The sequence below is a fragment of the Wolbachia endosymbiont of Phyllotreta cruciferae genome, from assembly GCF_918697765.1.
Lineage (GTDB): Bacteria > Pseudomonadota > Alphaproteobacteria > Rickettsiales > Anaplasmataceae > Wolbachia > Wolbachia pipientis.
In genome coordinates this window covers 1,773,266-1,795,892 of record NZ_OU953855.1, presented here as the reverse complement: position 1 = coordinate 1,795,892, position 22,627 = coordinate 1,773,266, and the positions used below count along the sequence as shown (strand labels likewise).

24 protein-coding genes and 10 pseudogenes are annotated in these 22,627 nt (G+C 35.2%); 23 read left to right on the top strand and 11 right to left on the bottom strand.

Annotation, left to right across the window (positions count from 1 at the left end; translation table 11 throughout):
• Nucleotides 1-2 precede the first annotated feature (2 nt).
• From NL281_RS00005 to NL281_RS09400, 7 genes and pseudogenes are all read right to left on the bottom strand, one after another.
• A pseudogene (locus NL281_RS00005) lies at nt 3-345 on the bottom strand (helix-turn-helix domain-containing protein); the annotation flags it as partial.
• A 73-nt stretch (nt 346-418) separates the two neighbouring features.
• Nucleotides 419-740: pseudogene (locus tag NL281_RS08415) on the bottom strand (hypothetical protein); the annotation flags it as partial.
• A gap of 189 nt (nt 741-929) precedes the next feature.
• The gene (locus tag NL281_RS08410; RefSeq protein WP_253303350.1) at nt 930-1,208 is read right to left on the bottom strand and encodes a phage tail protein; all 279 of its coding nucleotides are present in this window, start codon (nt 1,206-1,208) and stop codon (nt 930-932) included.
• 78 nt (nt 1,209-1,286) lie between these two features.
• The gene (locus NL281_RS08405; protein ID WP_253303349.1) at nt 1,287-2,498 is read right to left on the bottom strand and encodes an outer membrane protein assembly factor BamB family protein; all 1,212 of its coding nucleotides are present in this window, start codon (nt 2,496-2,498) and stop codon (nt 1,287-1,289) included.
• A 132-nt stretch (nt 2,499-2,630) separates the two neighbouring features.
• Nucleotides 2,631-2,936, bottom strand: a complete 306-nt coding sequence (locus tag NL281_RS08400; RefSeq protein ID WP_253303348.1) for a head-tail joining protein — start codon at nt 2,934-2,936, stop codon at nt 2,631-2,633.
• Nucleotides 2,937-3,072: 136 nt separating this feature from the next.
• Nucleotides 3,073-3,632, bottom strand: a pseudogene (locus NL281_RS08395) (major capsid protein).
• 28 nt (nt 3,633-3,660) lie between these two features.
• Nucleotides 3,661-3,771: a major capsid protein gene (locus NL281_RS09400; protein ID WP_458695370.1), complete on the bottom strand. Its 111-nt coding sequence runs from the start codon at nt 3,769-3,771 to the stop codon at nt 3,661-3,663.
• 818 nt (nt 3,772-4,589) lie between these two features.
• Between NL281_RS09400 and NL281_RS08390 the strand changes: the two genes are divergently transcribed.
• The 21 genes and pseudogenes from NL281_RS08390 (at nt 4,590) to NL281_RS08290 (ending at nt 17,676) form a co-directional block, all read left to right on the top strand.
• Nucleotides 4,590-4,799 (top strand): hypothetical protein, encoded by a 210-nt coding sequence (locus tag NL281_RS08390; protein ID WP_253303347.1) that lies wholly within the window; start codon nt 4,590-4,592, stop codon nt 4,797-4,799.
• Nucleotides 4,796-5,023 (top strand): reverse transcriptase domain-containing protein, encoded by a 228-nt coding sequence (locus tag NL281_RS08385; protein ID WP_253303346.1) that lies wholly within the window; start codon nt 4,796-4,798, stop codon nt 5,021-5,023. Before NL281_RS08390 ends, NL281_RS08385 begins: the two co-directional genes overlap by 4 nt.
• Before the next feature lie 100 nt (nt 5,024-5,123).
• Nucleotides 5,124-5,750: a reverse transcriptase domain-containing protein gene (locus NL281_RS09395; RefSeq protein ID WP_253303345.1), complete on the top strand. Its 627-nt coding sequence runs from the start codon at nt 5,124-5,126 to the stop codon at nt 5,748-5,750.
• A gap of 106 nt (nt 5,751-5,856) precedes the next feature.
• A pseudogene (locus NL281_RS08375) lies at nt 5,857-7,079 on the top strand (IS4 family transposase).
• Nucleotides 7,080-7,107: 28 nt separating this feature from the next.
• A pseudogene (locus NL281_RS08370) lies at nt 7,108-7,884 on the top strand (major capsid protein); the annotation flags it as partial.
• Nucleotides 7,884-8,195 carry a head-tail joining protein gene (locus tag NL281_RS08365; RefSeq protein WP_253303344.1) on the top strand — a complete coding sequence of 104 codons (312 nt, stop codon included), beginning with the start codon at nt 7,884-7,886 and terminating at the stop codon, nt 8,193-8,195. The pseudogene NL281_RS08370 and the gene NL281_RS08365, both read left to right, overlap by 1 nt.
• Nucleotides 8,196-8,214: 19 nt before the next feature.
• Entirely contained in the window at nt 8,215-8,700 is a 486-nt protein-coding gene (locus tag NL281_RS08360; RefSeq protein WP_370274078.1) for a phage tail protein, read from the top strand.
• The gene (locus NL281_RS08355) at nt 8,697-9,170 is read left to right on the top strand and encodes a hypothetical protein (protein WP_138265010.1); all 474 of its coding nucleotides are present in this window, start codon (nt 8,697-8,699) and stop codon (nt 9,168-9,170) included. Before NL281_RS08360 ends, NL281_RS08355 begins: the two co-directional genes overlap by 4 nt.
• The gene (locus NL281_RS08350; protein ID WP_208571542.1) at nt 9,157-9,621 is read left to right on the top strand and encodes a phage baseplate assembly protein V; all 465 of its coding nucleotides are present in this window, start codon (nt 9,157-9,159) and stop codon (nt 9,619-9,621) included. Before NL281_RS08355 ends, NL281_RS08350 begins: the two co-directional genes overlap by 14 nt.
• Nucleotides 9,622-9,876, top strand: a complete 255-nt coding sequence (locus tag NL281_RS08345) for a PAAR domain-containing protein (protein WP_253303343.1) — start codon at nt 9,622-9,624, stop codon at nt 9,874-9,876.
• A gap of 2 nt (nt 9,877-9,878) precedes the next feature.
• Nucleotides 9,879-10,214: a GPW/gp25 family protein gene (locus tag NL281_RS08340; protein WP_065095147.1), complete on the top strand. Its 336-nt coding sequence runs from the start codon at nt 9,879-9,881 to the stop codon at nt 10,212-10,214.
• A gap of 2 nt (nt 10,215-10,216) precedes the next feature.
• Entirely contained in the window at nt 10,217-11,017 is an 801-nt protein-coding gene (locus tag NL281_RS08335; protein ID WP_253303342.1) for a baseplate assembly protein, read from the top strand.
• 285 nt (nt 11,018-11,302) lie between these two features.
• Nucleotides 11,303-11,443 (top strand): hypothetical protein, encoded by a 141-nt coding sequence (locus NL281_RS08330; RefSeq protein ID WP_253303341.1) that lies wholly within the window; start codon nt 11,303-11,305, stop codon nt 11,441-11,443.
• A gap of 120 nt (nt 11,444-11,563) precedes the next feature.
• Nucleotides 11,564-12,271, top strand: a pseudogene (locus NL281_RS08325) (phage tail protein); the annotation flags it as partial.
• A 225-nt stretch (nt 12,272-12,496) separates the two neighbouring features.
• Nucleotides 12,497-12,919, top strand: a pseudogene (locus tag NL281_RS08320) (phage tail protein); the annotation flags it as partial.
• A 168-nt stretch (nt 12,920-13,087) separates the two neighbouring features.
• The gene (locus NL281_RS08315; RefSeq protein ID WP_253303340.1) at nt 13,088-13,678 is read left to right on the top strand and encodes an ankyrin repeat domain-containing protein; all 591 of its coding nucleotides are present in this window, start codon (nt 13,088-13,090) and stop codon (nt 13,676-13,678) included.
• Nucleotides 13,679-13,831: 153 nt separating this feature from the next.
• Nucleotides 13,832-14,023 (top strand): annotated as a pseudogene (locus NL281_RS08310) (ankyrin repeat domain-containing protein); the annotation flags it as partial.
• A 25-nt stretch (nt 14,024-14,048) separates the two neighbouring features.
• Nucleotides 14,049-14,510: an ankyrin repeat domain-containing protein gene (locus NL281_RS08305; protein ID WP_253303339.1), complete on the top strand. Its 462-nt coding sequence runs from the start codon at nt 14,049-14,051 to the stop codon at nt 14,508-14,510.
• A gap of 299 nt (nt 14,511-14,809) precedes the next feature.
• Complete coding sequence (locus tag NL281_RS08300; protein WP_253303338.1) at nt 14,810-15,430, top strand: recombinase family protein; 621 nt, start codon at nt 14,810-14,812, stop codon at nt 15,428-15,430.
• Between the two features lie 150 nt (nt 15,431-15,580).
• Nucleotides 15,581-16,522, top strand: coding sequence for a recombinase family protein (locus NL281_RS08295; RefSeq protein ID WP_253303337.1), 942 nt, complete (start codon nt 15,581-15,583; stop codon nt 16,520-16,522).
• A gap of 65 nt (nt 16,523-16,587) precedes the next feature.
• Nucleotides 16,588-17,676 (top strand): IS481 family transposase, encoded by a 1,089-nt coding sequence (locus NL281_RS08290; RefSeq protein ID WP_253303703.1) that lies wholly within the window; start codon nt 16,588-16,590, stop codon nt 17,674-17,676.
• Nucleotides 17,677-19,056: 1,380 nt separating this feature from the next.
• Here NL281_RS08290 and NL281_RS08285 read toward each other — a convergent pair.
• Both NL281_RS08285 and NL281_RS08280 read right to left on the bottom strand, forming a co-directional pair.
• Nucleotides 19,057-20,049: an Mrp/NBP35 family ATP-binding protein gene (locus tag NL281_RS08285; protein WP_253303336.1), complete on the bottom strand. Its 993-nt coding sequence runs from the start codon at nt 20,047-20,049 to the stop codon at nt 19,057-19,059.
• 108 nt (nt 20,050-20,157) lie between these two features.
• Nucleotides 20,158-20,680: pseudogene (locus NL281_RS08280) on the bottom strand (integrase core domain-containing protein); the annotation flags it as partial.
• A gap of 74 nt (nt 20,681-20,754) precedes the next feature.
• On the opposite strand from NL281_RS08280, the gene NL281_RS08275 reads away from it, so the two are divergent.
• Together NL281_RS08275 and NL281_RS08270 are read left to right on the top strand one after the other, a co-directional pair.
• Entirely contained in the window at nt 20,755-21,843 is a 1,089-nt protein-coding gene (locus NL281_RS08275) for an IS481 family transposase (protein ID WP_253303703.1), read from the top strand.
• 34 nt (nt 21,844-21,877) lie between these two features.
• Nucleotides 21,878-22,147: pseudogene (locus NL281_RS08270) on the top strand (IS5 family transposase); the annotation flags it as partial.
• A gap of 20 nt (nt 22,148-22,167) precedes the next feature.
• Here the strand turns inward: NL281_RS08270 and NL281_RS08550 are convergent.
• Together NL281_RS08550 and rsfS are read right to left on the bottom strand one after the other, a co-directional pair.
• The gene (locus NL281_RS08550) at nt 22,168-22,299 is read right to left on the bottom strand and encodes a hypothetical protein (protein ID WP_256469371.1); all 132 of its coding nucleotides are present in this window, start codon (nt 22,297-22,299) and stop codon (nt 22,168-22,170) included.
• Nucleotides 22,290-22,607, bottom strand: a complete 318-nt coding sequence (gene rsfS, locus NL281_RS08265; protein WP_015589391.1) for a ribosome silencing factor — start codon at nt 22,605-22,607, stop codon at nt 22,290-22,292. Before rsfS ends, NL281_RS08550 begins: the two co-directional genes overlap by 10 nt.
• Nucleotides 22,608-22,627 lie beyond the last annotated feature (20 nt).

Genomic DNA, 22,627 nt, shown 5'->3' with positions numbered 1-22,627 from the left:
TCATTTCTCAGCCATATAGATCTCACTCCTCCCTGAGAAATTATTATACCTCTTTTTCTCAGTTCATTTGCAGCTCTTTCTTGCCCATATGCTGGAAATTCTGTTGCTATACCAATCGCTGCTCTTTCTATATCGTCGGAAACTCTATTCGCTAATAGAGGTTTTTTCTTACTTATCTCATGTAATGCTTCTTCTCCTCCATTTTCGTACAAACTCTTTGAATCGATAAAATGTATCTCTTGAGTATCCCATCACTTTGCATGCTTGAGATACATTTCCTAGTTGTTTTGCTAGTTCTAATAACCCTAGCTTTGGTTTTAGTATTTTTGTTTGTATTGTACTCATTTCTAACACTCCTTTCTTTTATTATTTTATAACTTACTTTTTTAAAGTGTCAGATCAAGTCTTGTTTAATACATATAAATTCACCTGCTGAAACATTTTCCACGTCCAAGTATTCTTATTCACTACCCTTGCAATTTCCGCTGCCAGTGACCTTACAACCACCGAGGAATCCTCGACTGTTCCATCAACTACCACTCTCGCCTCAAATCTTGCTTTCAGGGCTAATTCCTCTGTTCCCGGATCTTTCCCTGGTTCTAAACTTGCAAGCTCTACAAACACTGCTGGCGCTATTATTTCCCCGACGTACCGTTCTATACACTTCACATGTCTGTATTGCTGGTATCTCTTCCCCTGAGCTTATTACAGATTGCCTGATGTAAATTTCCCCAGAACATTATTTCATATAACTCATTTGCTGATCAAAATACTTCTCAAATACTCTTTCTACTTCATTATCAACTAACTCTTTCATTGTTTCCGAGCTTGCGTGTTTATTTTAATTTCATCTATTGGCAAAGGACGTGGTATACCTTCTTTTGAATATTCCTATATGACCATTTTTCATTGTTGCTATAAATGCTCCTTCATATGTACGGCTTCCCTGCCCTTGCTCCTATTTTTGTCTGTTTTATACTCCCAAGTTTTGCTACTCCTATCCACTGCGAACTGAGCTTTACTATCGACCATAAACGCTTTCTATTTGCTTTATCCACACTTAACTTTTTTCTCATTGCTTTTTTTGGTATTTGTTTTTCTTCGCTAACTTGTTTGACAGTTTGCGATCTTACCCATAGTGCTGTTTTGTTTAATGCTCTTACTGTTGCTAATTCTATTTTTCTTCTTTCAGCACCTATGCTTTGCATACTTTTTCGATGCTATCGGTGACTTCGATGTTAATACGCATCTACACCCCTGACGCTTGAATTTTCACAATACTCCTCCTAAGTGGTGCTACCTATGGCACATCTCTTCCTTATTACCTGCAATATTTCATCTGCTGATATTTGGATCAATGCAGCTATACACACCTTTTTCTCAGTTGTAAAGTAGTAATCCCCAACTCCAAGATCAGTTACAGGCGTATGATACACATCTTCTGGAATGCTGACTATCTCTTCTATCATGCCTGACTTCTCATCTAATAGAAACATGATTCCCTTATTGCTCACAATAAATAATTTTCCATCTATCACCGGTCTAGCATAATATGTGTCTTTTAGTTTATCATTTAGCTCATCATTCACCACTAAGTTAGTACTCCAAATTATCTGACCATCAGGTATTGCAACTTTCATAACTTCATTCTTTGTGTTTACTACAAAAAATTCGTTACCATTTATATCATCGGGGTACAGCCATGGCATAATCCCACCACCACTGATATTTTTTGCTTCCATGGCCTTTAACCACAAAAGATCTCCTGATCCTATATCAATCGCAACAATGGTAGAATTGTTTGTAGCTATTAATGTGTTATTCTTTACTACTGGAGTAGTTGTGATATCTGCAAGCTGAGTGTCTAAAATATTTGTAGAAGGTAACTTATAAGACCACAACTTTTTCCCATCTTTGTCAAAAGCTACTAACTCTCCATTTGAAAATGGAACTATTAGCTTATCGTGTATAACCACAGGAGATATGTAATTTATTTGATTACTACTATTAAACATATGATAGAACCAGCTTGTATTACCATTCTCTATGTTCAGCATGTATAAATAGTTATCTACAGTCAAAATTGCTATTCTATTATTAAAAATTGTAGGGTTTCCTTTCACAAAGACTTTAACTCCTTTTTCCCACATAACTGCGTCTTCATTTATTTCATATTGTGTATTATCTCTATTTATTGCATATAGCACATTATCTATTGCTAAGTAAATTTCTCTACAATATTCACTGCAAGTAGCACTCATTCTACCAATTGTTTTATGACTACCAGATAAATCTACATCCTTCCAGTACCACCCTGTGTTGTACAATACCCCATCACCACCAATAATTAGCTCGTAACTTTCGTGTATAGGAATTGGTTGTATATAACCTTGAGAAAACTCTCTACTTGAATTATTCCACGGGTGACACCTATATTTATTTTTTATTTCTAAGCTAGGCTCTACCCCATCTTTTGCAATAACACAACTTGTGCTCAATAAGAAAGCAATAAAAAAAATGGCTAGTTTCATAAAACTTTTCTAGAAAGATCACTTTATATACACATTAAAGATACGATATATTAAACAATTTCACTATCGTTAGTTTTGATTTTAACACGAAAAACCATTTTACATTCTCACTGCGTTTATTTTCCACAATATTCCTAAATTATTCCGAAGTGGTGGTGAATATACTTTGTACTTACGCTTACCAATAATAAAGATATCTCCTACTACTGGCTGCAATACATCTAAGACACTCACCTCTAAAATCAACATCTCCCCTACAAATTGTCCTTCACCAATCTCGTATAATTTATCCGGCTGTTGCTTTAATATCTGTACCTTGTATGACTTATCCTTTGATTCATACAACGCTTGCTCCCCAAGATGTGCAAAACAATCTTTCAATAACCTTTTAATATTTTCTTGCATTCTTCCTTTATACTTACTAAACTTCTAAAGCTTGTGTAGGCAGAGCAATCTTTTTTCGTACCTCCTTTCTTGTAGTTGCTCTGTCTACAAAAACCATTTGCATACCTTGCCTTTATATAGTAACTTAAGAAGCACGCTAAGAAAAGTGGCTATATTGGTAGGAGGGTTTGATTGAATTCATTCTCTCCTCTATGCTGTAACAAGCTTGACTAATATGCCTGGACGATGGCACATTGGTAAAGGATTTGGACTGAGTATGTAAATCGGTCCCTCTATCAAATCTTCTTGGCTCTTGTTTTGCATATAACGGTTGCCCTAGTGTATTTACTGTTTCATTAAAGTCCGCTGGCGCAAAGTAAGTAGTAAATGTGTTTGCTGTACCAAGTGGAAAACAGTGTCCCGCATCTTTTTCTATAAATCTTCTCACAATTCCTTCAGGTCGGTTGCTTGCCCTCTGTACTCCTCAAATGTTATTCCACAGAACGTAAATCCTGATCCTCATGTCATTCCTTAATGCTGCCCCTTCTTGCCATCTCTCATATGCTTCTTTTACTTTGGTATGAAAAGTTAGTGCATCAAAAACTCTGGACTTACCAGCGCATGAATTCCAGTCATATATTCACCACTTAAGTTGTCCTCAACATGCCTCAATACTTCCAGACACTTACGCTTGACATCGGTGGTTGCTGTTCCCAGCGCAAAATTTACTACTTTTGGCGTAATTTCAAATTCGTTTGTAGAGGTTTAATAACTCACTGCCATCTGCGTCCAGAATAATCCCTTTCAATGCTCCCATCCGCAAATGTTCTAACGTTATCGCATGTTTGTTTCTCATCAACTCCAGGTGATCTGTCAATGACGTCAACTTAAGGAAAAATATCAGCGATAGTGTATAAAATTTCTCTCTAAAACTTTTACCATTAAATTATCCAGAAGCCGCAGGAAACAGCACTTTTGTTTCTATTTTATTTCAACAAAGAAGTTTAAAATGTGTCCTTTTTAGGTGAAACATGCGTGCGCCAAGCAAAGTGCGTAAAGTCCAGTTGGTGAAAATCCAACCCAGGCAAAGCCTAGCCAGCAGGCTGGAACAAACCACTATGCTGCGTAAGGTAACGAGCGTAGTAAAGCTAGTGGAATGGACAACCACAGGGTACAACGAAAGTGAAGGTATTGAGTCCCGAAATTCTCGATGTCATAGAGGTCGACACGTTGCATATAGTGGAAGACAGCAAGAAGGGTAACAATAGGGCAAGTTATCACTCACTCTATCGGGATCTGAGGCGTATCACGTGTTGAGATGGAGTTTACGTAACTTGGGAGATCCTTTGTATTCCTATTAAGGTACGTTGGAACAAGTCAACAAAGCGAGTACTGACGGAAGATATAAAGGAAGTCGGACTGATTGATAGTACTCAGAGTGTGGGAAAGCCACATACAAGGGGAAGCGGTCAGCAATATAGTGATGGTTTAGGAATTGCTATGCCAATACAACGGAGGTTGGAATAACGTGCAAAGAAAACTAAATCAGATAGCAGTAAGAGCCAGGCAAGATAAACGATTGAAATTTAATCGTTAATTCATCTGATAAACGCAGAGAATCTTGCTGAATGTTATAAAGAGCTAAAGCATAACAAAGCATGCGGTATAGACCAGGTGACAGTAGAAGCTTATGGAGAAAATCTTGAAGAGAAGCTCAACACTCTGGTGGATAGTATGAAAAGAAAGCGATATCAACCGCAACCAGTGAAAAGAGTATATATACCAAAAGCTGGAAGCAAAGAGAAACGCGGGCTTGGAGTACCGTCTACAGAAGATAAGTTAGTCCCAGATAATGCTGAAGAAGATATTAGAAAATATTTATGAAGCTAACTTTCTGGATAACTCATATGGTTTTTCGTCCTGGTAGAAGCTGTCATCAAGCGGTAAATGCACTAAATAAAGCAGTTATGTACAGACCAACTAACTATGTAGTAGAAGTTGATATCAAGAAATTCTTTGATAATGTCCAGCACAAATGGCTAATGAGATGCTTGAGAGAACGGGATAACAGACCCAAACATACTGTGGTTAGTAAAACGATTTCTTAAGGCAGGAGTAGTCGAAGCAGGACATTATGAAGCAACTGAACTAGGCACACCTCAGGGGGGAATAGTAAGTCCTATACTAGCTAATATATAGTTGCATTATGTGCTGGATTTGTGGTTTGAAAAGAAATTCAAGCTAAGATCTAAAGGTTATATGGAGCTAGTTAGGTATGCAGACGATCACCTGATTTGCTGCGAAAGAGAAAAAGATGCTAGAGAACTCTTAGAGTCACTGAAACAAAGGCTAGGAAAATTTGGACTGGAAATATCTGAAGACAAAACAAGAATAGTAAAGTTTGGCAAAAAGGAGTGGCAACAAGGAATAAGGGAGAAACGAAAAACGGAAAGTTTCAACTTTCTAGGATTCACCCATTATGGTACAAGGAGTCGTAAAGGTAGAGTAATGGTAGGTCATAAAACCTCGAAAGAAAATCTATCTAGAAAACTTAAAGAAATCAAAGAATGGGTGAAAAAGATCCGAAATAAAGTTCACCTTAAAGATTGGTGGTCAATACTTAAAGCAAAACTAACAGGACACTATAACTACTTCGGAGTTAGCGGAAATTACCGGTGGTTGAATAAATTCTTCTGGCGGGTAATCAAGCTAGCGTATAAATGGATAAACCGACGTAGTCAGAAGAAGAGTATGAATTCAAAGCAATTTATACACTATCTACAAGTTAATCCATTACCAAAACCAAGAATATGCTACTCATTATATACAAAATAGGAAATGCTGTGAATACTACATTGTGGAGCCGTGTGCGGGAAAGCTGCAAGCACGGTTCTGGTGGGGGAGTCATAGCGATAAAACTTAATCAGGAGGATTTAAAACTATGACTTCTACCAAACAAAAAGGAAAAAATTTTATTCTACAAATTAAAAATATAATATACTCGAAAGCTTTTCAGAGAATCCATTGTGTTGAGTTTTACACGAACAAGAAAACTTCCTTTTTCGGCAGTATTTTCTATGATTTTAAAGTTAGTTAAAAAAAGTTTGGGAATAGAATGTGAACTTATGGAGCCATTGACATGTACCCTCAAAGCAAGCTTTTTCTAAAGCAAGATATAAGATTTGTCATACAGGTTTTAAAGAATTTAAGCATCCAAACAGCCTATCAAGATGAGCCTGAGTTGGAGAGGCTATAGGCTTATTGCAGCAGATGGTTCTGGTATGAGATTACCCAGCTCTGAGGAAATTGTATCCGAGTTTGGCCGCTTTAAACCAAATGGAACAACAGGCACAATGCCACCATTGGCAATTTGTTTGTTGATTTGTGTACTTCGCTGATTTGTAGTGCTCGTCTTGCGGCTTGGAATATAGGTGAACAAACGTTGGCGGAAGAGCAATTACCCGAAGTTATCACTCAAATGCGTTCATTAAATCAAAAGAAATTATTATTTATCTATGATCGTCTTCAGTAAAATTCATTCAGCAGCATTATGAATTGAAAGTAGACTTTATTTTTCGCTTGCAAAAAAGAAATTATAGCAAGCTATGGGAACGAATTTCATCTGGTGAATTAGATTTTGATTTTGTGCTAGAAAATAAAACGAAAAGCCAAAAAGTAAGAGTAATAGTGCTGACATTAGCCAACGGAGAAACAGAGGTATTGGTTACTTCACTTTTTGATCGAGAAAAATTTACTTTGGAAGATATCAGCAAAGCTTATGTATTAAGGTGGCATATAGAGGAGTGCTATAAACGACTCAAAATAGGTGCAGAGTTAGAGAATTTTTCTGGCGTAAATTTAGAGGCTGTATTACAAGAATTTTGGGCAAACTTAGTCATGTGTAATATATTGTCGCTTCATATGTGTGATGCACAAGGGCCTTGGAATCCAGATCAAATTGCTGAGTATCGTTTAAATTTTTCGGTTTTATTTGGTGTAATGAGGCAGAAACTCTATCAGGTACTTATTGCGCCAAAAAACTTTCAAGCCCTTTTTGATAGAGCAAGTATACGCGCTAAAGTTAAAATCCGACCGGGACGATTGTATAGCCGCGATAAGGTAGATAAGCCCAAACGCCATCATGTCTTTAGGAGAGTTTGCTAATGAAAGTTCTTAAGTTGACGCCATTGGAAGAACATTTACGATTCCGCACATTCCGCATGATGATGTAGTGCTGCCAGAAGAAGTACAAGGAATAAGGGCATTTGGATCAGAGAGTGAACTTAAAGCGCTTGCAGATGTAATAACTGATCATTTGCAGCTAATGAGAAACAAACATGCAATAACATTAGAGCATTTGCGAATGGGAGCGCTCAAAGGAATAATTTTAGATGCTGATGGGTCAGAATTATTAAATCTGTACAACGAATTTGAAATAACACCAAAAGTAGTAAATTTTGCCCTTGGAACAGCAACAATTGACGTAAAACGTAAGTGTCTGGAAGTACTCCGGCACATAGAAGATAATCTAAGTGGTGAATATATGACTGGAATTCATGCCTTGGTAAGCCCTGAGTTTTTTGATGCATTAACTTCTCATGCTAAAGTAAAAGAAGCATATGAAAGATGGCAAGAAGGAGCAGCACTTCGAAATGATATGAGGTCAGGATTTACGTTCTGTGGCATAACATTTGAGGAATATAGAGGGCAAGCAACTGACCCTGAAGGAACCGTAAGAAGATTTATTGAGAAAGATACAGGGCACTGTTTTCCAGTAGGAACAGCAAGCACATTTACAACATATTTTGCACCAGCAGATTTTAATGAAACAGTGAATACTCTTGGACAGCCACTCTATGCAAAACAAGAGCCAAGAAGATTTGATAGAGGAACTGATTTACATACGCAGTCGAATCCATTGCCAATGTGCCATCGTCCGGGAGTTTTGGTAAAAATTAGTTCTAGTTGATGAATATAGGAAAATTATTGGAAGATTGTTTTGAGCATTTAGGAGTGGAAGCCACATATTGTAATAAAAATAAGGAGGGCATTCGTAGAATAAAAGTGCTAATTAAACGTCCTGAGACTACGTACTCTTTAGGTGCAGGTGGAGAATTAACTCAGCAAATTGCTTCTATAGAAATACGTGATCAGGACGTTACTTCCTTTAGCATAGGTGATTATATCAAGATTGAAAAAAGGTTCTACAAGATTTTTGAACCACCGTTAAAAGATTCTTCGAGTGAAATATGGAAAATTGAGGCAATAGAAAGTGTTTGATATTAAAATTAGTAACAATATTAATGAAATAGTCTACAATATTGACGAAAAAGAGCAGAAAGTAAAACTGGCAGCTATAAAAGCACTAAATAGAACAGCACTATGGTTAAAAGCGCAAGCAGCTAAGGAAATCAGTGAGGAAAAGAAGATAAAATTAAGTTTGATAAGAAAGAGATTAAGAATTTTTAAAGCAAAAACAAGCAGATTAGAAGTGTTAATTAGAGCAAATCTCTACGACATTAGAGCATCGACAATTGGCAAAATACAAAAAACAAGAAGAGGATCGAAAGTAGGAAAGCATGAGTTTATAGGAGGATTTGCAGCAGTTATGCCAAAAGGAAATAGCGGTATGTTTAAACGTGAAGGAAGAGCAGCATTGCCAATAAAGGAAGTTAAATTGTCACTCGAACCTGAGGCTTCAAGGATAATAGGGAATCTTGTTAATTATGAGGTTGAGGAAGTGTTTGAAAAGTTCTTTGAACGTGATATTACAAGAAATATATGAATTTTAAAGATTTGCATAACGCAATCTGCACTACGCTGAAGAAAGAAATACCAGCAATTCAAACTTGTGAAATTTATCCATCGATAAGGAAAGAATTATTAGCGCCAGCGTTATTTGTAGAGCTTGTGAGTTTAGAATCGGGAAAAGATCCAGGAACAGAAGAATTAGCACTGAAAGCAAGATTTGAAGCACGAATTGTGATTGATAGCACAATAGAAAATGCAGCTATTATTGTCAGAACATTAGCTGCTGAGGTGGCAAAAGTTGTAAACAAAAATACATGGAATATAAAAAATGTTTCACCAGGAGAATTTATCTCTGCAGAAATTGACGGATTTAGACCCGAATTAGATGCATATTTGGTGTGGATGGTTGATTGGAGTCATCAGCTTCATTTAGGTAAATCGATATGGACAGAAAATAAGATTAAGCCACATACGATTATAATAGAAGAAAATGTTAGAGAGTAATTTTGCTATTTCAGAGCTGCAAAGAAAGTTAGCAAACATTGTACGAATAGGAGTTGTAAAAGAAGTAGATTATGAGAAAGCAAAAGTAAGAGTGAAGATAGGAGAACTTTTAACAGATTTTCTTCCATGGATAACTTCTAGAGCAGGAGAGGAAAGAAGCTGGCTACCACCAAGCATAAATGAACAGGTAGTAATATTGTCACCATTGGGAGAGTTATCATTAGGAGTAGTACTAGCTGGAATATATCAACAGAAGTATGCTGCACCAGAGAATAAAAAAGAAATAAATAGTGTGAAGTTTCAGGATGGAACAAGATTGTTATATGATAAAGAGAAGCATCATTTAGAGATTGAAGTAGTAGACAAAATAACACTGAAAGCTGGGGAATCGAGCATAGAGATGACGAAGAGCGAAATAAAACTGAAAGCAGATAGAATAAACCTTAATTAAATGAATAAATCGGTTGTACGAGTAGGAGATTATTGTGTAGAAGTAACACCGCATTTTTGCATTAGTGGGAGTAACAATGTTTTTGTAAATGGTAAGCCAATGTGCAGACAAGGAGACAGTTTTAGTGAAGGAAGAGCATTAACTGAAGGATCAAAAACAGTGTTTTCAAATGGTCTTGGTATAGGAAGAGTAGGAGATATAGTTTCATGTGGGTTTAAAGTAATAAAAGGCAGTGAAAACGTGTTTGCAGGCTAAAAATGAAAGGGATGGACTCCAAAACAGGAAAAGAATTAGAAGGAATAGAACATCTGAAACAATCAATAATTGATATACTGACCACTCCTATTAACAGTAGAATAATGAGGAGAGATTATGGGTCAAGACTATTTGAATTAGTAGATAAGCCAATAAATAGAGATTTAACTTTGGAAATCTATTCAGCAGTAGCAGAAGCTCTACAAAGGTGGGAGGAAAGATTTAAGCTAGAAAAAGTAAAAATGACAGAGGTGAAAGAAGGAAAAGTAACGCTTGATCTAGAAGGATTATACTTACCAAGCGGGAAAAACATTCATTTTGATGAAATTGTAGTTTAAAGATGAAGCAGCTAAATATTGTAGAAAAGCTGAGTTATGAAGAAATCTTTTCGAGAATGAAAGAAGAGTTAGTCCGTAGAGATGAAACCTTTTCAGGATTAGTAGAATCGGATCCAGCAATGAAGGTATTAGAAGTAGCAGCATGGAGAGAGTTGTTACTCAGACAAAGGATAAACGAAGCTGTAAAGGGTAATTTACTAAAATTTGCAACGGGAGAAGATCTTGATAATTTAGCTGAGTTTTATGGAGTGGAGAGGCAAAAAGAAGAAGATGATGAACGATTTAGAAAAAGAATTAAAGCAAAGATAGTAGGCTCAAGCACGTGTGGAAGCAAGGAGTATTATAGGTATCATGCACTGTCGGCAGATAGTAGAGTAAAAGATGCATTAGTAGAATCACCTATACCAGGAAAAGTACAAATTTCAATCTTATCAACACAATTATCCACAACTGGCATAGTGTCAGAAGAGCTACTAGAAATTGTAAAAAAGCAGGTTACTAGAGATGATATAAGGGTATTAACAGATGCAGTAACAGTGATTGGTTGCAATATTATGGAAATAGATATTCACAGCAGAATGAGCATAAGTCCTGTAATATCGAAGGAGGAAATCAAGAAGCAGTTCATTAAGAAGTTTGAAGCAAATAGAAGGCTGGGATGGAATGTTACAAGATCTTGGATAATAGCAAATTTGTTTGTAGAGGGTGTAGAGAATGTAGAATTAATAGAACCAAAAGAGGATGTTGTGGTACTGGGGAATGAGTGTGCGGTGCTTAGCTACGTCAAGTTAGATAGGATTTAAAACGTATTTTTTGCTTTGTGGAATCATACCAGTGAGAGGATTACGTGCAATAAGTGGTTTAAGGTTTACTGGATAAAAATGACCAATGTTATGCAGACGAAAAGATTCTCCTTCTCCTAGCTGTTGCAACTTATTTTTTAAGGTATTAACAATATAGTCAAATATCAAAGAAAGTATTTTTAATACCGAGAATATCTTTGTTTTTTATCAGTTCTGCAATGATCTCTTGCTTACTCATAAGCTACCTAAATAAAGGAAATTAAAGCAACTTGAAAGAAAAGACAAATGAAAAGTTTATTACCGCCAAACGCAACAAAGCAAGAAAAAGAGCTAGTAGAAACAATCGACTATAAAGTTAATCCCTTACTATTACCCACAAATATAAATGTTTGTTGCATAGCTCTTAATGGCATAACTTTTGCTTGAAATAACTGTTTATATGGTGCAATTTACAGCTTTTAGTTGCTAAAATTATAACTCTTAGTTTAATAATTTTAATCTAATAAGCTTTCAGGTTAATAAAATTAAATTATTTGAGTAAATACAATACTATGTTTTTATTTGTGGGTAATAGTAAGAGTTAATCCAAGTTGCATAAGAGGGTTTAAATTTAGATTAGAAGAAGAAACATTGCCGTGGTTGATTGAGGAATATGGTTTAGAAGAGATACTGCGTTGGGTAAAAGATAGAAGAAAAGCCGTAATAGAAGGAGTAAAATTTCAAAGACTGAGAGGAACTCCAGCATCACTAAAAATAGCACTAAAATGGGCAAATATAGAAGATATTAAAATTATCGAAGAACCACCTGGTAAACATTTTTTTGAGTTGCAAGTAGGGATAAAAGAGGTAGCAAATGACTTCTTCGTAGATGCAGTAGTAGAGCTGGCAAAACTATCACTGCCTGTAAGATCCAGATTGATGAGGATTTTTAACGATTATTATAATGCGCAGAGATTTATATTGGATGAGAGTTTATTTGGAGATCTTCTTTCTGATTATTCAGGGGTAAAAATAGAAAAAGATGGACCAGTGTTATCATTTGGAAGAGTAAATTTTTTCAGGTCTAGTGGTCCAGTTATTAGGATTATAGAAAGCTATCTACGCGATCATTATGAACGAGCTTTAAGCAATGATATATATCGCCTAGATGTAGCAATCCTTGGAGAAACCGAGCCTCACACAAAGAATTATAACGGTATTTATGAAAGAAATCATTTGTGGTACAACTTAAAAGCACTATATCCATTACCACAGAGTTTATTACTTACTATTACCCACAAATAAAAACATAGTATTGTATTTACTCAAATAATTTAATTTTATTAACCTGAAAGCTTATTAGATTAAAATTATTAAACTAAGAGTTATAATTTTAGCAACTAAAAGCTGTAAATTGCACCATATAAACAGTTATTTCAAGCAAAAGTTATGCCATTAAGAGCTATGCAACAAACATTTATATTTGTGGGTAATAGTAAGAGTTTATTACCATCGATTAAATTTGCAAAAGCGCAGATAGTATTATCAGACAGTTGGGATTTAGGAGACATAAATACGTGCTTTCCAGTTAGTAGCGTAGAAGAAAGAGGAAATAAATTTGTATTGGGAAGCGATAAACTTTCAGGGCAATATTGGAATTTAAAACACAAGCCAATTTTAGAAAGATTTAGCGTTACTCACAACTATAAAGTAGAAAATTATACAGATCAGAAGGTCAGAAAATATGTTTTAGCAGAACACAACGTTTACTATAAAAATGATTTGGATTCAGAGCAAAAAGACTCAATACACGAATTAGAAAAGCACATTTTAGTATTTTATCCGGGAGTACTGAAGTGGCATGAACATCGACATTTGCACAGAAGTTGGAAAGATAGTCGAATAATATCTCTAATAAGTTAAGTACTTATATTTAGATACTCATATATTATATTAATAATAGGTAAAAGTGTATGAAATAAAAAGAAAAAGACTTGCTTTCTCATGCTAAAAAGGACATGACTTGAATAGCAGCAGGTAAATATAAGAAATTTGTCTGGCGCTAGAAAAGCTAATTTTGTGAGGTATGAAATGAGTTTTAGCAAGAGTAAGTTTTTTAAAGAAGTAGCAAGTAACGGATTTAAAGACATTAATAAAAGAAATGAAGAAGGAGAGACGATCTTGCATCAAGCAGTAGAAATCTCTGATTACAAAACAGTGAGATTATTAATAAAAAAAGGAGCAGAGGTAAATGCAAGAGATAAAAATGGTTATACACCTCTACACTGTGCAGTATTCGCAAAGAGTTTAGAAAATGTAAAAGTGCTGCTAAGGTCGGGAGCAGAAGTAAATGCCACTCAATATGTCACTGGATGTACGCCACTCCACTCTGCGTGCAAGATGGGAGGAGCAGGAGTTGAAATAATAAAAGAGCTGGTAAAGGCTGGAGCTGAAGTTAATCAACTGAATAAGTACGGCGCAACGCCAATGTATTACATCTGGGAAAGTGAAAAGTATCGTCTATGTGATAGCAAAGAGAGTGAAAAGGCGAGTAAATTTTTGAGAGAAAAAGGAGGAATAACAAAAAGTAGAGAACTGACGTGCTATGGAATAGAGGGCTTACTATTACCCACAAATATAAATGTTTGTTGCATAGCTCTTAATGGCATAACTTTTGCTTGAAATAACTGTTTATATGGTGCAATTTACAGCTTTTAGTTGCTAAAATTATAACTCTTAGTTTAATAATTTTAATCTAATAAGCTTTCAGGTTAATAAAATTAAATTATTTGAGTAAATACAATACTATGTTTTTATTTGTGGGTAATAGTAAGAATAGAGGGGCTAGTGGGAGAAATAGCAGACATGTTGAATGGAAGCTACATGCCGGAGCTAAAAATAATAGAGATAGGAGAAATAAGGAAGAGAGATAAATCGCTAATAAAGAAAGAATGTCAAAATTTAGCAAGCAAGATAATCAGCCAAGTGAATGCAATGATAGATGAGGTGGTAAAAAGGAAGGCTTAGGTTTAAAGAAAAGGTGGGGTAAGTTATGGTAAAGCTGGGTAAAAAAGATGAGTCACTATTAGAGAACTCGTTTAAAAATATTTATGAAAGAGACGAAAAAGGAAGAACAGCTCTACATTATGCAGTAGAGGTAAAAACAGTGAGGTTATTAATCGAAAAAGGAGTAGATGTGAATGCAGCAGATGTAAGAGGACATACAGCACTGCATCTAGCGATAACGGAGAAACGTCTAGAAACCGTGAGAGAATTGATAAAATCAGGAGGGAATGTAAATGCTGAAGAGTATGGCAATAAATGCACTCCGCTGCATCTTGCATGTATGGTAGGAGAAAAAGAAATAGTGGAGGAGCTAGTAAAAGCAGGGGCTGAAATAGAGCAAGCAGATAAATTTGGAATAACAGCGATGGATTATGCGAAAAATAGCAAAGAAATAGCCGAGGTATTAAAGAAAGAAACAGAGAAAATGGAAAGTTTGTTAAAAAAATAAGAGTCGTATCAGAAAGCGCAACAGCAGTTGGTAAAGGAAGGGCTAGACCAAATTTGAAGGCTGTAGCTGATAAAAGTTGGTCTTTTTCATAAGAGTAAATGGATTGATGGAAAAAAGGAGTGGTAAGGCTCCTTGCACTACAAAAACATTTGCAGGAGAAACTATGAGAAAAAGAACATTAACTTGCCGATACGAGCCAGATGAATTAGCGGAACAACATCTAGCAGACGCCTATGAGCTGTTACTAAGGTATGCGGTAAAAAGAAACAATGAAAAGGAGATAAAGAAAAATGATAACAGTGGCCTTATATGCAAGAGTTTCATCGAAGAGTCAAGCGCAGAACAATACAATAGAGAGTCAAATTGCCGAGCTCAAGCATAGAATTGCTGCAGATAAGCATGAGTTATTGAATGAGTATGAATTTAAGGATGATGGGCTTAGTGGGTGGAGTTTAGAACGTGAAGGTTTAGATGCATTACGTGATAAAGTAGGAGAAGATCAAATTGATAAAATTTATATTCATTCACTTGACCGACTATCAAGAAAATCTGCACATCAAATGATACTACTTGATGAATTTGAAAAAGCAGGAGTAGAAGTAATATTCTTAAATCATAAGACTGAAAATAATCCAGAGTCTAAATTGTTATTGGGAATGCAAGGATTAGTGGCAGAATATGAGTGTACAAAGATTATGGAACGTAGTCGTAGGGGAAAACTCCATAGAGCAAAAAAAGGCTGTGTAAGTGTAATTGGCATTGCACCTTTTGGTTATAATCGTATAAAGCATGTAGATAGAGAAAAGACAAAGTTTGAAATAAATGAAGAGGAAGCAAAAATAGTAAAGCAGATATTCATGTGGGTAGGGCACTTACTATTACCCACAAATAAAAACATAGTATTGTATTTACTCAAATAATTTAATTTTATTAACCTGAAAGCTTATTAGATTAAAATTATTAAACTAAGAGTTATAATTTTAGCAACTAAAAGCTGTAAATTGCACCATATAAACAGTTATTTCAAGCAAAAGTTATGCCATTAAGAGCTATGCAACAAACATTTATATTTGTGGGTAATAGTAAGGGTAGGGCAAGAGAGAATAAGTATAAGGGAAGTGATACGTAGACTAAGAGATAAGTCAATTAGAACAAGAACTGGAAAGAAGGTGTGGTGTCCAATAGTAATTTGGAAGGTATTAAGAAATCCAGCATATAAAGGACAAGCAGCGTTTGGTAAATTAAAGAGGGTTGAAAGAAGAGAAAGAAATAAACAAAAGGTTTCTATCTGTCGCACAGATGAGGACAGCTGGATTTATATACCAGTACCAAAAATAGTTGATGAAGGGTTATTTAATAAAGTACAAAAGCAACTGGATGAAAATAGAAAAAGAGCAAGGATGCAGAGAGAGGGAGGAAAAAAGAAATATCTATTACAAGGTCTAGTTGTGTGTCAAAACTGTGGATATGCGTATAGTGGTGCACAATGTGGAGTTGAAGGAAAAAAGTTTAGCTATTATCGCTGTAGTAGTACTATACGTATTACTGATGGTAGGGAGAAGTGTACTAATAAATTGGTCCGTACAGATATGTTAGAAACAGCTATATGGGAAAAGGTGAAAAATTTACTAAAAAACCCAGAGATAATAAAAAATGAGTATCACCGTAGAATTGCAGAAAATAAAAATGATGAATCATCAGATAAGAAGTTTGCAAGAAGGGAAAATCAAATAAAACAAGGCATCGAAAAGTTAATGGAAGACTATTATAGTCAAGAAAATGTAGGAGATAAAGGATATATAAGTGAGGAAGAATTTAAACAGACGATGAAAAGAATGAGGGAACGCTTAAGAGGGATAGAAGAAGAGAAGAAAAAGGTAGTTGATCAAAAAGCAATAGAGAAGGGAATGAACCTTATCATCAACAGTATAAAGAGTCTTTATTCCAGTGTAAAATCTAATTTGGAACAGCTAGATTGGCAAACTAAGCGTGGCATCATTAAAGTGTATTAAACAAGACTTGATCTGACACTTTAAAAAAGTAAGTTATAAAATAATAAAAGAAAGGAGTGTTAGAAATGAGTACAATACAAACAAAAATACTAAAACCAAAGCTAGGGTTATTAGAACTAGCAAAACAACTAGGAAATGTATCTCAAGCATGCAAAGTGATGGGATACTCAAGAGATACATTTTATCGATTCAAAGAGTTGTACGAAAATGGAGGAGAAGAAGCATTACATGAGATAAGTAAGAAAAAACCTCTATTAGCGAATAGAGTTTCCGACGATATAGAAAGAGCAGCGATTGGTATAGCAACAGAATTTCCAGCATATGGGCAAGAAAGAGCTGCAAATGAACTGAGAAAAAGAGGTATAATAATTTCTCAGGGAGGAGTGAGATCTATATGGCTGAGAAATGATCTTGAAACTTTCAAGAAAAGACTTAAAGCACTGGAAGCAAAAGTAGCTCAAGATGGAATTATATTAACCGAAGAGCAACTTGCAGCTTTAGAAAAAGTTAAAGAACAAAGAGAAGCACATGGTGAAATTGACACCGAACATTCAGGTTATTTGGGTTCTCAAGATACCTATTATGTAGGTAATATAAAAGGTATAGGAAGAATCTACCAGCAGACCTTCATTGATACTTATTCTCGAGTAGCATTTGCCAAGCTTTATACAGACAAAACGGCTATTACTGCTGCTGACTTGCTGAATGATAGAGTGATACCATTTTTTGATGAGCAAAATGTGCCATTATTGCGTATCCTTACAGACCGAGGAACAGAGTATTGTGGTAAGCCTGAAAATCACGCTTATCAGCTTTATTTGGGAATCGAAAATATCGATCATTCTAGGACCAAAGCCAATTCTCCACAGACTAATGGCATATGTGAAAGGTTTCATAGAACTATGCAAGATGAGTGTTACAATATTATCTTCAGAAAGAAAATCTACAATTCTTTGGAAGGTCTACAGATTGATGTTGATTATTGGTTGCGTTCTTACAATGAAACAAGACCGCATTCAGGTAAATATTGCTATGGTAAGACGCCTATGCAGACTTTTCTTGATAGCAAACATGTTGCTTTTCAGAAAAATATTAGTAGCATTACACAAGAGACTGATATTAGTTTTGACTACCTCAATTCTTCTGTCAGTTAATTCTTGTCTGTCAGATTAAGTCTTGTCTTTTACAAGTAGAACGAATTCAGATTGGTTATGACCCTTACTATTACCCACAAATAAAAACATAGTATTGTATTTACTCAAATAATTTAATTTTATTAACCTGAAAGCTTATTAGATTAAAATTATTAAACTAAGAGTTATAATTTTAGCAACTAAAAGCTGTAAATTGCACCATATAAACAGTTATTTCAAGCAAAAGTTATGCCATTAAGAGCTATGCAACAAACATTTATATTTGTGGGTAATAGTAAGGTTATGACCAGGTAGAAGTGGCGTTTAGAATCGAAGAACCAGCACAGGATGGAGAGATTTTTAATTTGCAACATTGTACTGGACGTCATGAAACTGAAGCTATTGTATTTGCTTTCGCCAATCTGCAGATTAAAAGGTAAGGATTACTTAATGTATCGGCGTCTTATGTTCAATTTTTTGCAGTATATAGATACTGTATGTCTTTACAAAACTTCATCTACATCTAGATTTTTATCTAAATAAGCTGAACGCGCTTATAAAGCGTTACAAGACATCAAAAAATGCCAATACTCGACAGAGATAGTAAAAGACTAGCTAACTCGGGGATTCTTTGTCTTTTTTTCTGCTTAGTAAATTTCTTAAACATTTGCAGCGTAGGTTAGTTGCAATTAAAAGCAGCTAAATCTTGCTTGTCAAGCGTTTAAAGCATAAAAAACGCCAATATTTTAAAGCAGATAATAACCCCAGGGCTTCTTTTGCCTTTTTTTTTATTTGGTAAATTTCTTAATGTTTATGGCTAAACGACAATCGTCATCCCGCTACTTGTTAGCAGGATCTAGAGATACCGCGAATGAATCGCGGTATGACGGTTTGTGGCGGTATGACGATAAGGTTTATATCTTGTCATCCCAGTGCTTGACACTGGGATGGCTTTGTTGCATCGCTAGCTATGATGGATAAAGATAAAAAAGGTAGAGAATATCAGTAGCTTATTATTCTGGTATTTATAACAAGAACGGTCAGTGAATACCTAAATTTGAGTAAAAGAAATTTCACTACCACTCACTAATCCGGCTAAAATTCAAGAATTCCAATGCTTTAGTTATTTTCAATAGAATTAAATTTATTAATATAAATAATAAATTACTATTCTTAAATTTAATCAGATTGATTGCAAAAAAACAAGATTTTCAATAGGTTGCTTATAATCCTAACTATAGTTAGCCTTTCATAAATAGCGATGCAACAAAGCCATTCCAGCGTCACGCGCTGGAATGACAAAAGCTGCTAATTTTTCATGTAAATAATGGTTATGCAAGCAGTCTATTTTGTAACTAACAAAAGAGGACTTTGATTCGCATGTTTCTCACGCTTATTCTATTATTTAACTATACTTTGAGCAATGTCTTCATAAATCTCTGCCAAATCCTCACTTAGCATTAAAGGATTTCCGCAATCAGAAGCATGGCATATTTGTGGATCTAGAGGAACTCTGCCTAGAAGTTTGATGCCCAGCTCCTCAGACATTTTTTTTGCACCGTCTTTTCCAAATATGTATATTTTTGAGCCGCTTTGAATGAAATAACTCATATTTTCTACAATGCCAATAACCGGTACGCTGAGCTTTGTAAACATATCATAAATTTTGCGAGCATCGATTAAAGAGAGCTCCTGTGGAGTTGAAACTATTATCGCCCCAGTTAAGTTAAAATTTTCCATAAGACTTAAATGCACATCGCCAGTTCCAGGTGGTGTATCAATTATCAAATACTCTATATCGGACCATTTTGTTCCCATTAGCAGACTATAAAGTGCTTTTGTAATCATAGGTCCGCGCCATATTGCTGCACGATCTTTATCGATAAAATAGCCAATTGAAATAGTATGCAGTCCATACTTTTCTATAGGCATTGCTTTACTATCCTGTATTTCTGGCTTTAATTTTTCAGCGCCAAGCATTTTAGGAATTGAAGGACCATATATATCTGCATCAACCAGCGCAACTTTATGTTTCAACTTTGCTAATGAGAGAGCAAGATTAAGCGCAACTGTGGACTTGCCCACACCGCCTTTACCAGAGGCCACAACGATTATATTTTTCACTCCTTCGATATGTAATTTAGCTTTTTGTTGCCCAGTTTGTTTTTGACAAGTAGCAACCACGGTCACTTTTGTCACCCCCGGTATAGCTTTAACAGCTTGCTCACAATTTCTTCTTAATTCTTCATTTGCTTGCGTGTTACCGGCAACTTCAAGCGCAAAACCAACGTCCCCACCTTTAATAATGATTGAGGATATTATACCAAGAGTTTTACCACTTTCTTGTTTTACGACTTTTTTTAAGCTCTCTCTTACAATTTCTTCGTTGATCATTAGTCTTTTAGGTGATTTCTTCCTGAAGTCGTTTAATCTCAGCTTGAGGAAGGCCGGTTGTCTGAGAGATAATATGTAAAAGACAAGACTTAATCTGACAGACAAGAATTAACTGACAGAAGAATTGAGGTAGTCAAAACTAATATCAGTCTCTTGTGTAATGCTACTAATATTTTTCTGAAAAGCAACATGTTTGCTATCAAGAAAAGTCTGCATAGGCGTCTTACCATAGCAATATTTACCTGAATGCGGTCTTGTTTCATTGTAAGAACGCAACCAATAATCAACATCAATCTGTAGACCTTCCAAAGAATTGTAGATTTTCTTTCTGAAGATAATATTGTAACACTCATCTTGCATAGTTCTATGAAACCTTTCACATATGCCATTAGTCTGTGGAGAATTGGCTTTGGTCCTAGAATGATCGATATTTTCGATTCCCAAATAAAGCTGATAAGCGTGATTTTCAGGCTTACCACAATACTCTGTTCCTCGGTCTGTAAGTATTACCTACATAATAGGTATCTTGAGAACCCAAATAACCTGAATGTTCGGTGTCAATTTCACCATGTGCTTCTCTTTGTTCTTTAACTTTTTCTAAAGCTGCAAGTTGCTCTTCGGTTAATATAATTTGTATTAAACAAGACTTGATCTGACACTTTAAAAAAGTAAGTTATAAAATAATAAAAGAAAGGAGTGTTAGAAATGAGTACAATACAAACAAAAATACTAAAACCAAAGCTAGGGTTATTAGAACTAGCAAAACAACTAGGAAATGTATCTCAAGCATGCAAAGTGATGGGATACTCAAGAGATACATTTTATCGATTCAAAGAGTTGTACGAAAATGGAGGAGAAGAAGCATTACATGAGATAAGTAAGAAAAAACCTCTATTAGCGAATAGAGTTTCCGACGATATAGAAAGAGCAGCGATTGGTATAGCAACAGAATTTCCAGCATATGGGCAAGAAAGAGCTGCAAATGAACTGAGAAAAAGAGGTATAATAATTTCTCAGGGAGGAGTGAGATCTATATGGCTGAGAAATGATCTTGAAACTTTCAAGAAAAGACTTAAAGCACTGGAAGCAAAAGTAGCTCAAGATGGAATTATATTAACCGAAGAGCAACTTGCAGCTTTAGAAAAAGTTAAAGAACAAAGAGAAGCACATGGTGAAATTGACACCGAACATTCAGGTTATTTGGGTTCTCAAGATACCTATTATGTAGGTAATATAAAAGGTATAGGAAGAATCTACCAGCAGACCTTCATTGATACTTATTCTCGAGTAGCATTTGCCAAGCTTTATACAGACAAAACGGCTATTACTGCTGCTGACTTGCTGAATGATAGAGTGATACCATTTTTTGATGAGCAAAATGTGCCATTATTGCGTATCCTTACAGACCGAGGAACAGAGTATTGTGGTAAGCCTGAAAATCACGCTTATCAGCTTTATTTGGGAATCGAAAATATCGATCATTCTAGGACCAAAGCCAATTCTCCACAGACTAATGGCATATGTGAAAGGTTTCATAGAACTATGCAAGATGAGTGTTACAATATTATCTTCAGAAAGAAAATCTACAATTCTTTGGAAGGTCTACAGATTGATGTTGATTATTGGTTGCGTTCTTACAATGAAACAAGACCGCATTCAGGTAAATATTGCTATGGTAAGACGCCTATGCAGACTTTTCTTGATAGCAAACATGTTGCTTTTCAGAAAAATATTAGTAGCATTACACAAGAGACTGATATTAGTTTTGACTACCTCAATTCTTCTGTCAGTTAATTCTTGTCTGTCAGATTAAGTCTTGTCTTTTACACATCCAGAAGTAGATTATATGTCTGACAGGAATGCTGCTATTAGGTTAATAAAATTATACGGTGAAGATGGCATGAAAGAATGGAAAAAAGAAGTAAATTATGGGAAAAGATCTTATATTGAAGGGTTTTTCTCAAGATTAAAGCAAATATTCGGATTTAGTTTTAGGAATAAATCTGAGATAAATCGAGAAAAAGAACTGCTAATCAAATGCTATTTGCTTAATAAATTCACTGATATTGGTATGGCTAAATTTGAGATAGTTACATGAATTTACCATAAATCACCATCTCATAAAGTGTGATGCAACAAAGCCATTCCAGTGTCAGCTACTTTCATGACACCACTACCTGTGCAGGAGTTGCCTTCAAAATTACAACGTTTGTGCAATTTTGTACCAGCTATCTGGATAATCAATTCCATAACTCTTCTATTTTATAATACTCCCTTACTTCCGGCCTGAATATGTGAACCATTATGCCTTGAAAATTCAAAACCACCCAATTGCCTTCATCCATACCTTCTACATCTATTTTATCATGTGGCTTGAGGCTTTTTATTACGTGCTCAGCTAAAGCTTTAACGTGACGGCTTGAATCACCAGATGCAATAATCATATATTTTGCAATAACGGTTTTATTCTGCACATCAAAAGTTACTATATCATGACCTTTATTTTGATCTATTATCTCTTCAATTGTACTTCTTATCGATTTCATATCGCTAAGCATTGTTTACAGGTTATATGATT

Excerpts from the sequence above, each read along its gene's own strand:
- NL281_RS08410 (WP_253303350.1), bottom strand. The coding sequence starts at position 1,208 with ATGCAAAGCATAGGTGCTGAAAGAAGAAAAATAGAATTAGCAACAGTA.
- NL281_RS08400 (WP_253303348.1), bottom strand. The coding sequence starts at position 2,936 with ATGCAAGAAAATATTAAAAGGTTATTGAAAGATTGTTTTGCACATCTT.
- NL281_RS09400 (WP_458695370.1), bottom strand. The coding sequence starts at position 3,771 with ATGAGAAACAAACATGCGATAACGTTAGAACATTTGCGGATGGGAGCA.
- NL281_RS08385 (WP_253303346.1), top strand. The coding sequence starts at position 4,796 with ATGAAGCTAACTTTCTGGATAACTCATATGGTTTTTCGTCCTGGTAGA.
- NL281_RS08365 (WP_253303344.1), top strand. The coding sequence starts at position 7,884 with ATGAATATAGGAAAATTATTGGAAGATTGTTTTGAGCATTTAGGAGTG.
- NL281_RS08355 (WP_138265010.1), top strand. The coding sequence starts at position 8,697 with ATGAATTTTAAAGATTTGCATAACGCAATCTGCACTACGCTGAAGAAA.
- NL281_RS08350 (WP_208571542.1), top strand. The coding sequence starts at position 9,157 with ATGTTAGAGAGTAATTTTGCTATTTCAGAGCTGCAAAGAAAGTTAGCA.
- NL281_RS08345 (WP_253303343.1), top strand. The coding sequence starts at position 9,622 with ATGAATAAATCGGTTGTACGAGTAGGAGATTATTGTGTAGAAGTAACA.
- NL281_RS08340 (WP_065095147.1), top strand. The coding sequence starts at position 9,879 with ATGAAAGGGATGGACTCCAAAACAGGAAAAGAATTAGAAGGAATAGAA.
- NL281_RS08335 (WP_253303342.1), top strand. The coding sequence starts at position 10,217 with ATGAAGCAGCTAAATATTGTAGAAAAGCTGAGTTATGAAGAAATCTTT.
- NL281_RS08330 (WP_253303341.1), top strand. The coding sequence starts at position 11,303 with ATGAAAAGTTTATTACCGCCAAACGCAACAAAGCAAGAAAAAGAGCTA.
- NL281_RS08315 (WP_253303340.1), top strand. The coding sequence starts at position 13,088 with ATGAGTTTTAGCAAGAGTAAGTTTTTTAAAGAAGTAGCAAGTAACGGA.
- NL281_RS08305 (WP_253303339.1), top strand. The coding sequence starts at position 14,049 with ATGGTAAAGCTGGGTAAAAAAGATGAGTCACTATTAGAGAACTCGTTT.
- NL281_RS08290 (WP_253303703.1), top strand. The coding sequence starts at position 16,588 with ATGAGTACAATACAAACAAAAATACTAAAACCAAAGCTAGGGTTATTA.
- NL281_RS08285 (WP_253303336.1), bottom strand. The coding sequence starts at position 20,049 with ATGATCAACGAAGAAATTGTAAGAGAGAGCTTAAAAAAAGTCGTAAAA.
- NL281_RS08275 (WP_253303703.1), top strand. The coding sequence starts at position 20,755 with ATGAGTACAATACAAACAAAAATACTAAAACCAAAGCTAGGGTTATTA.
- NL281_RS08550 (WP_256469371.1), bottom strand. The coding sequence starts at position 22,299 with ATGGAATTGATTATCCAGATAGCTGGTACAAAATTGCACAAACGTTGT.
- rsfS (WP_015589391.1), bottom strand. The coding sequence starts at position 22,607 with ATGCTTAGCGATATGAAATCGATAAGAAGTACAATTGAAGAGATAATA.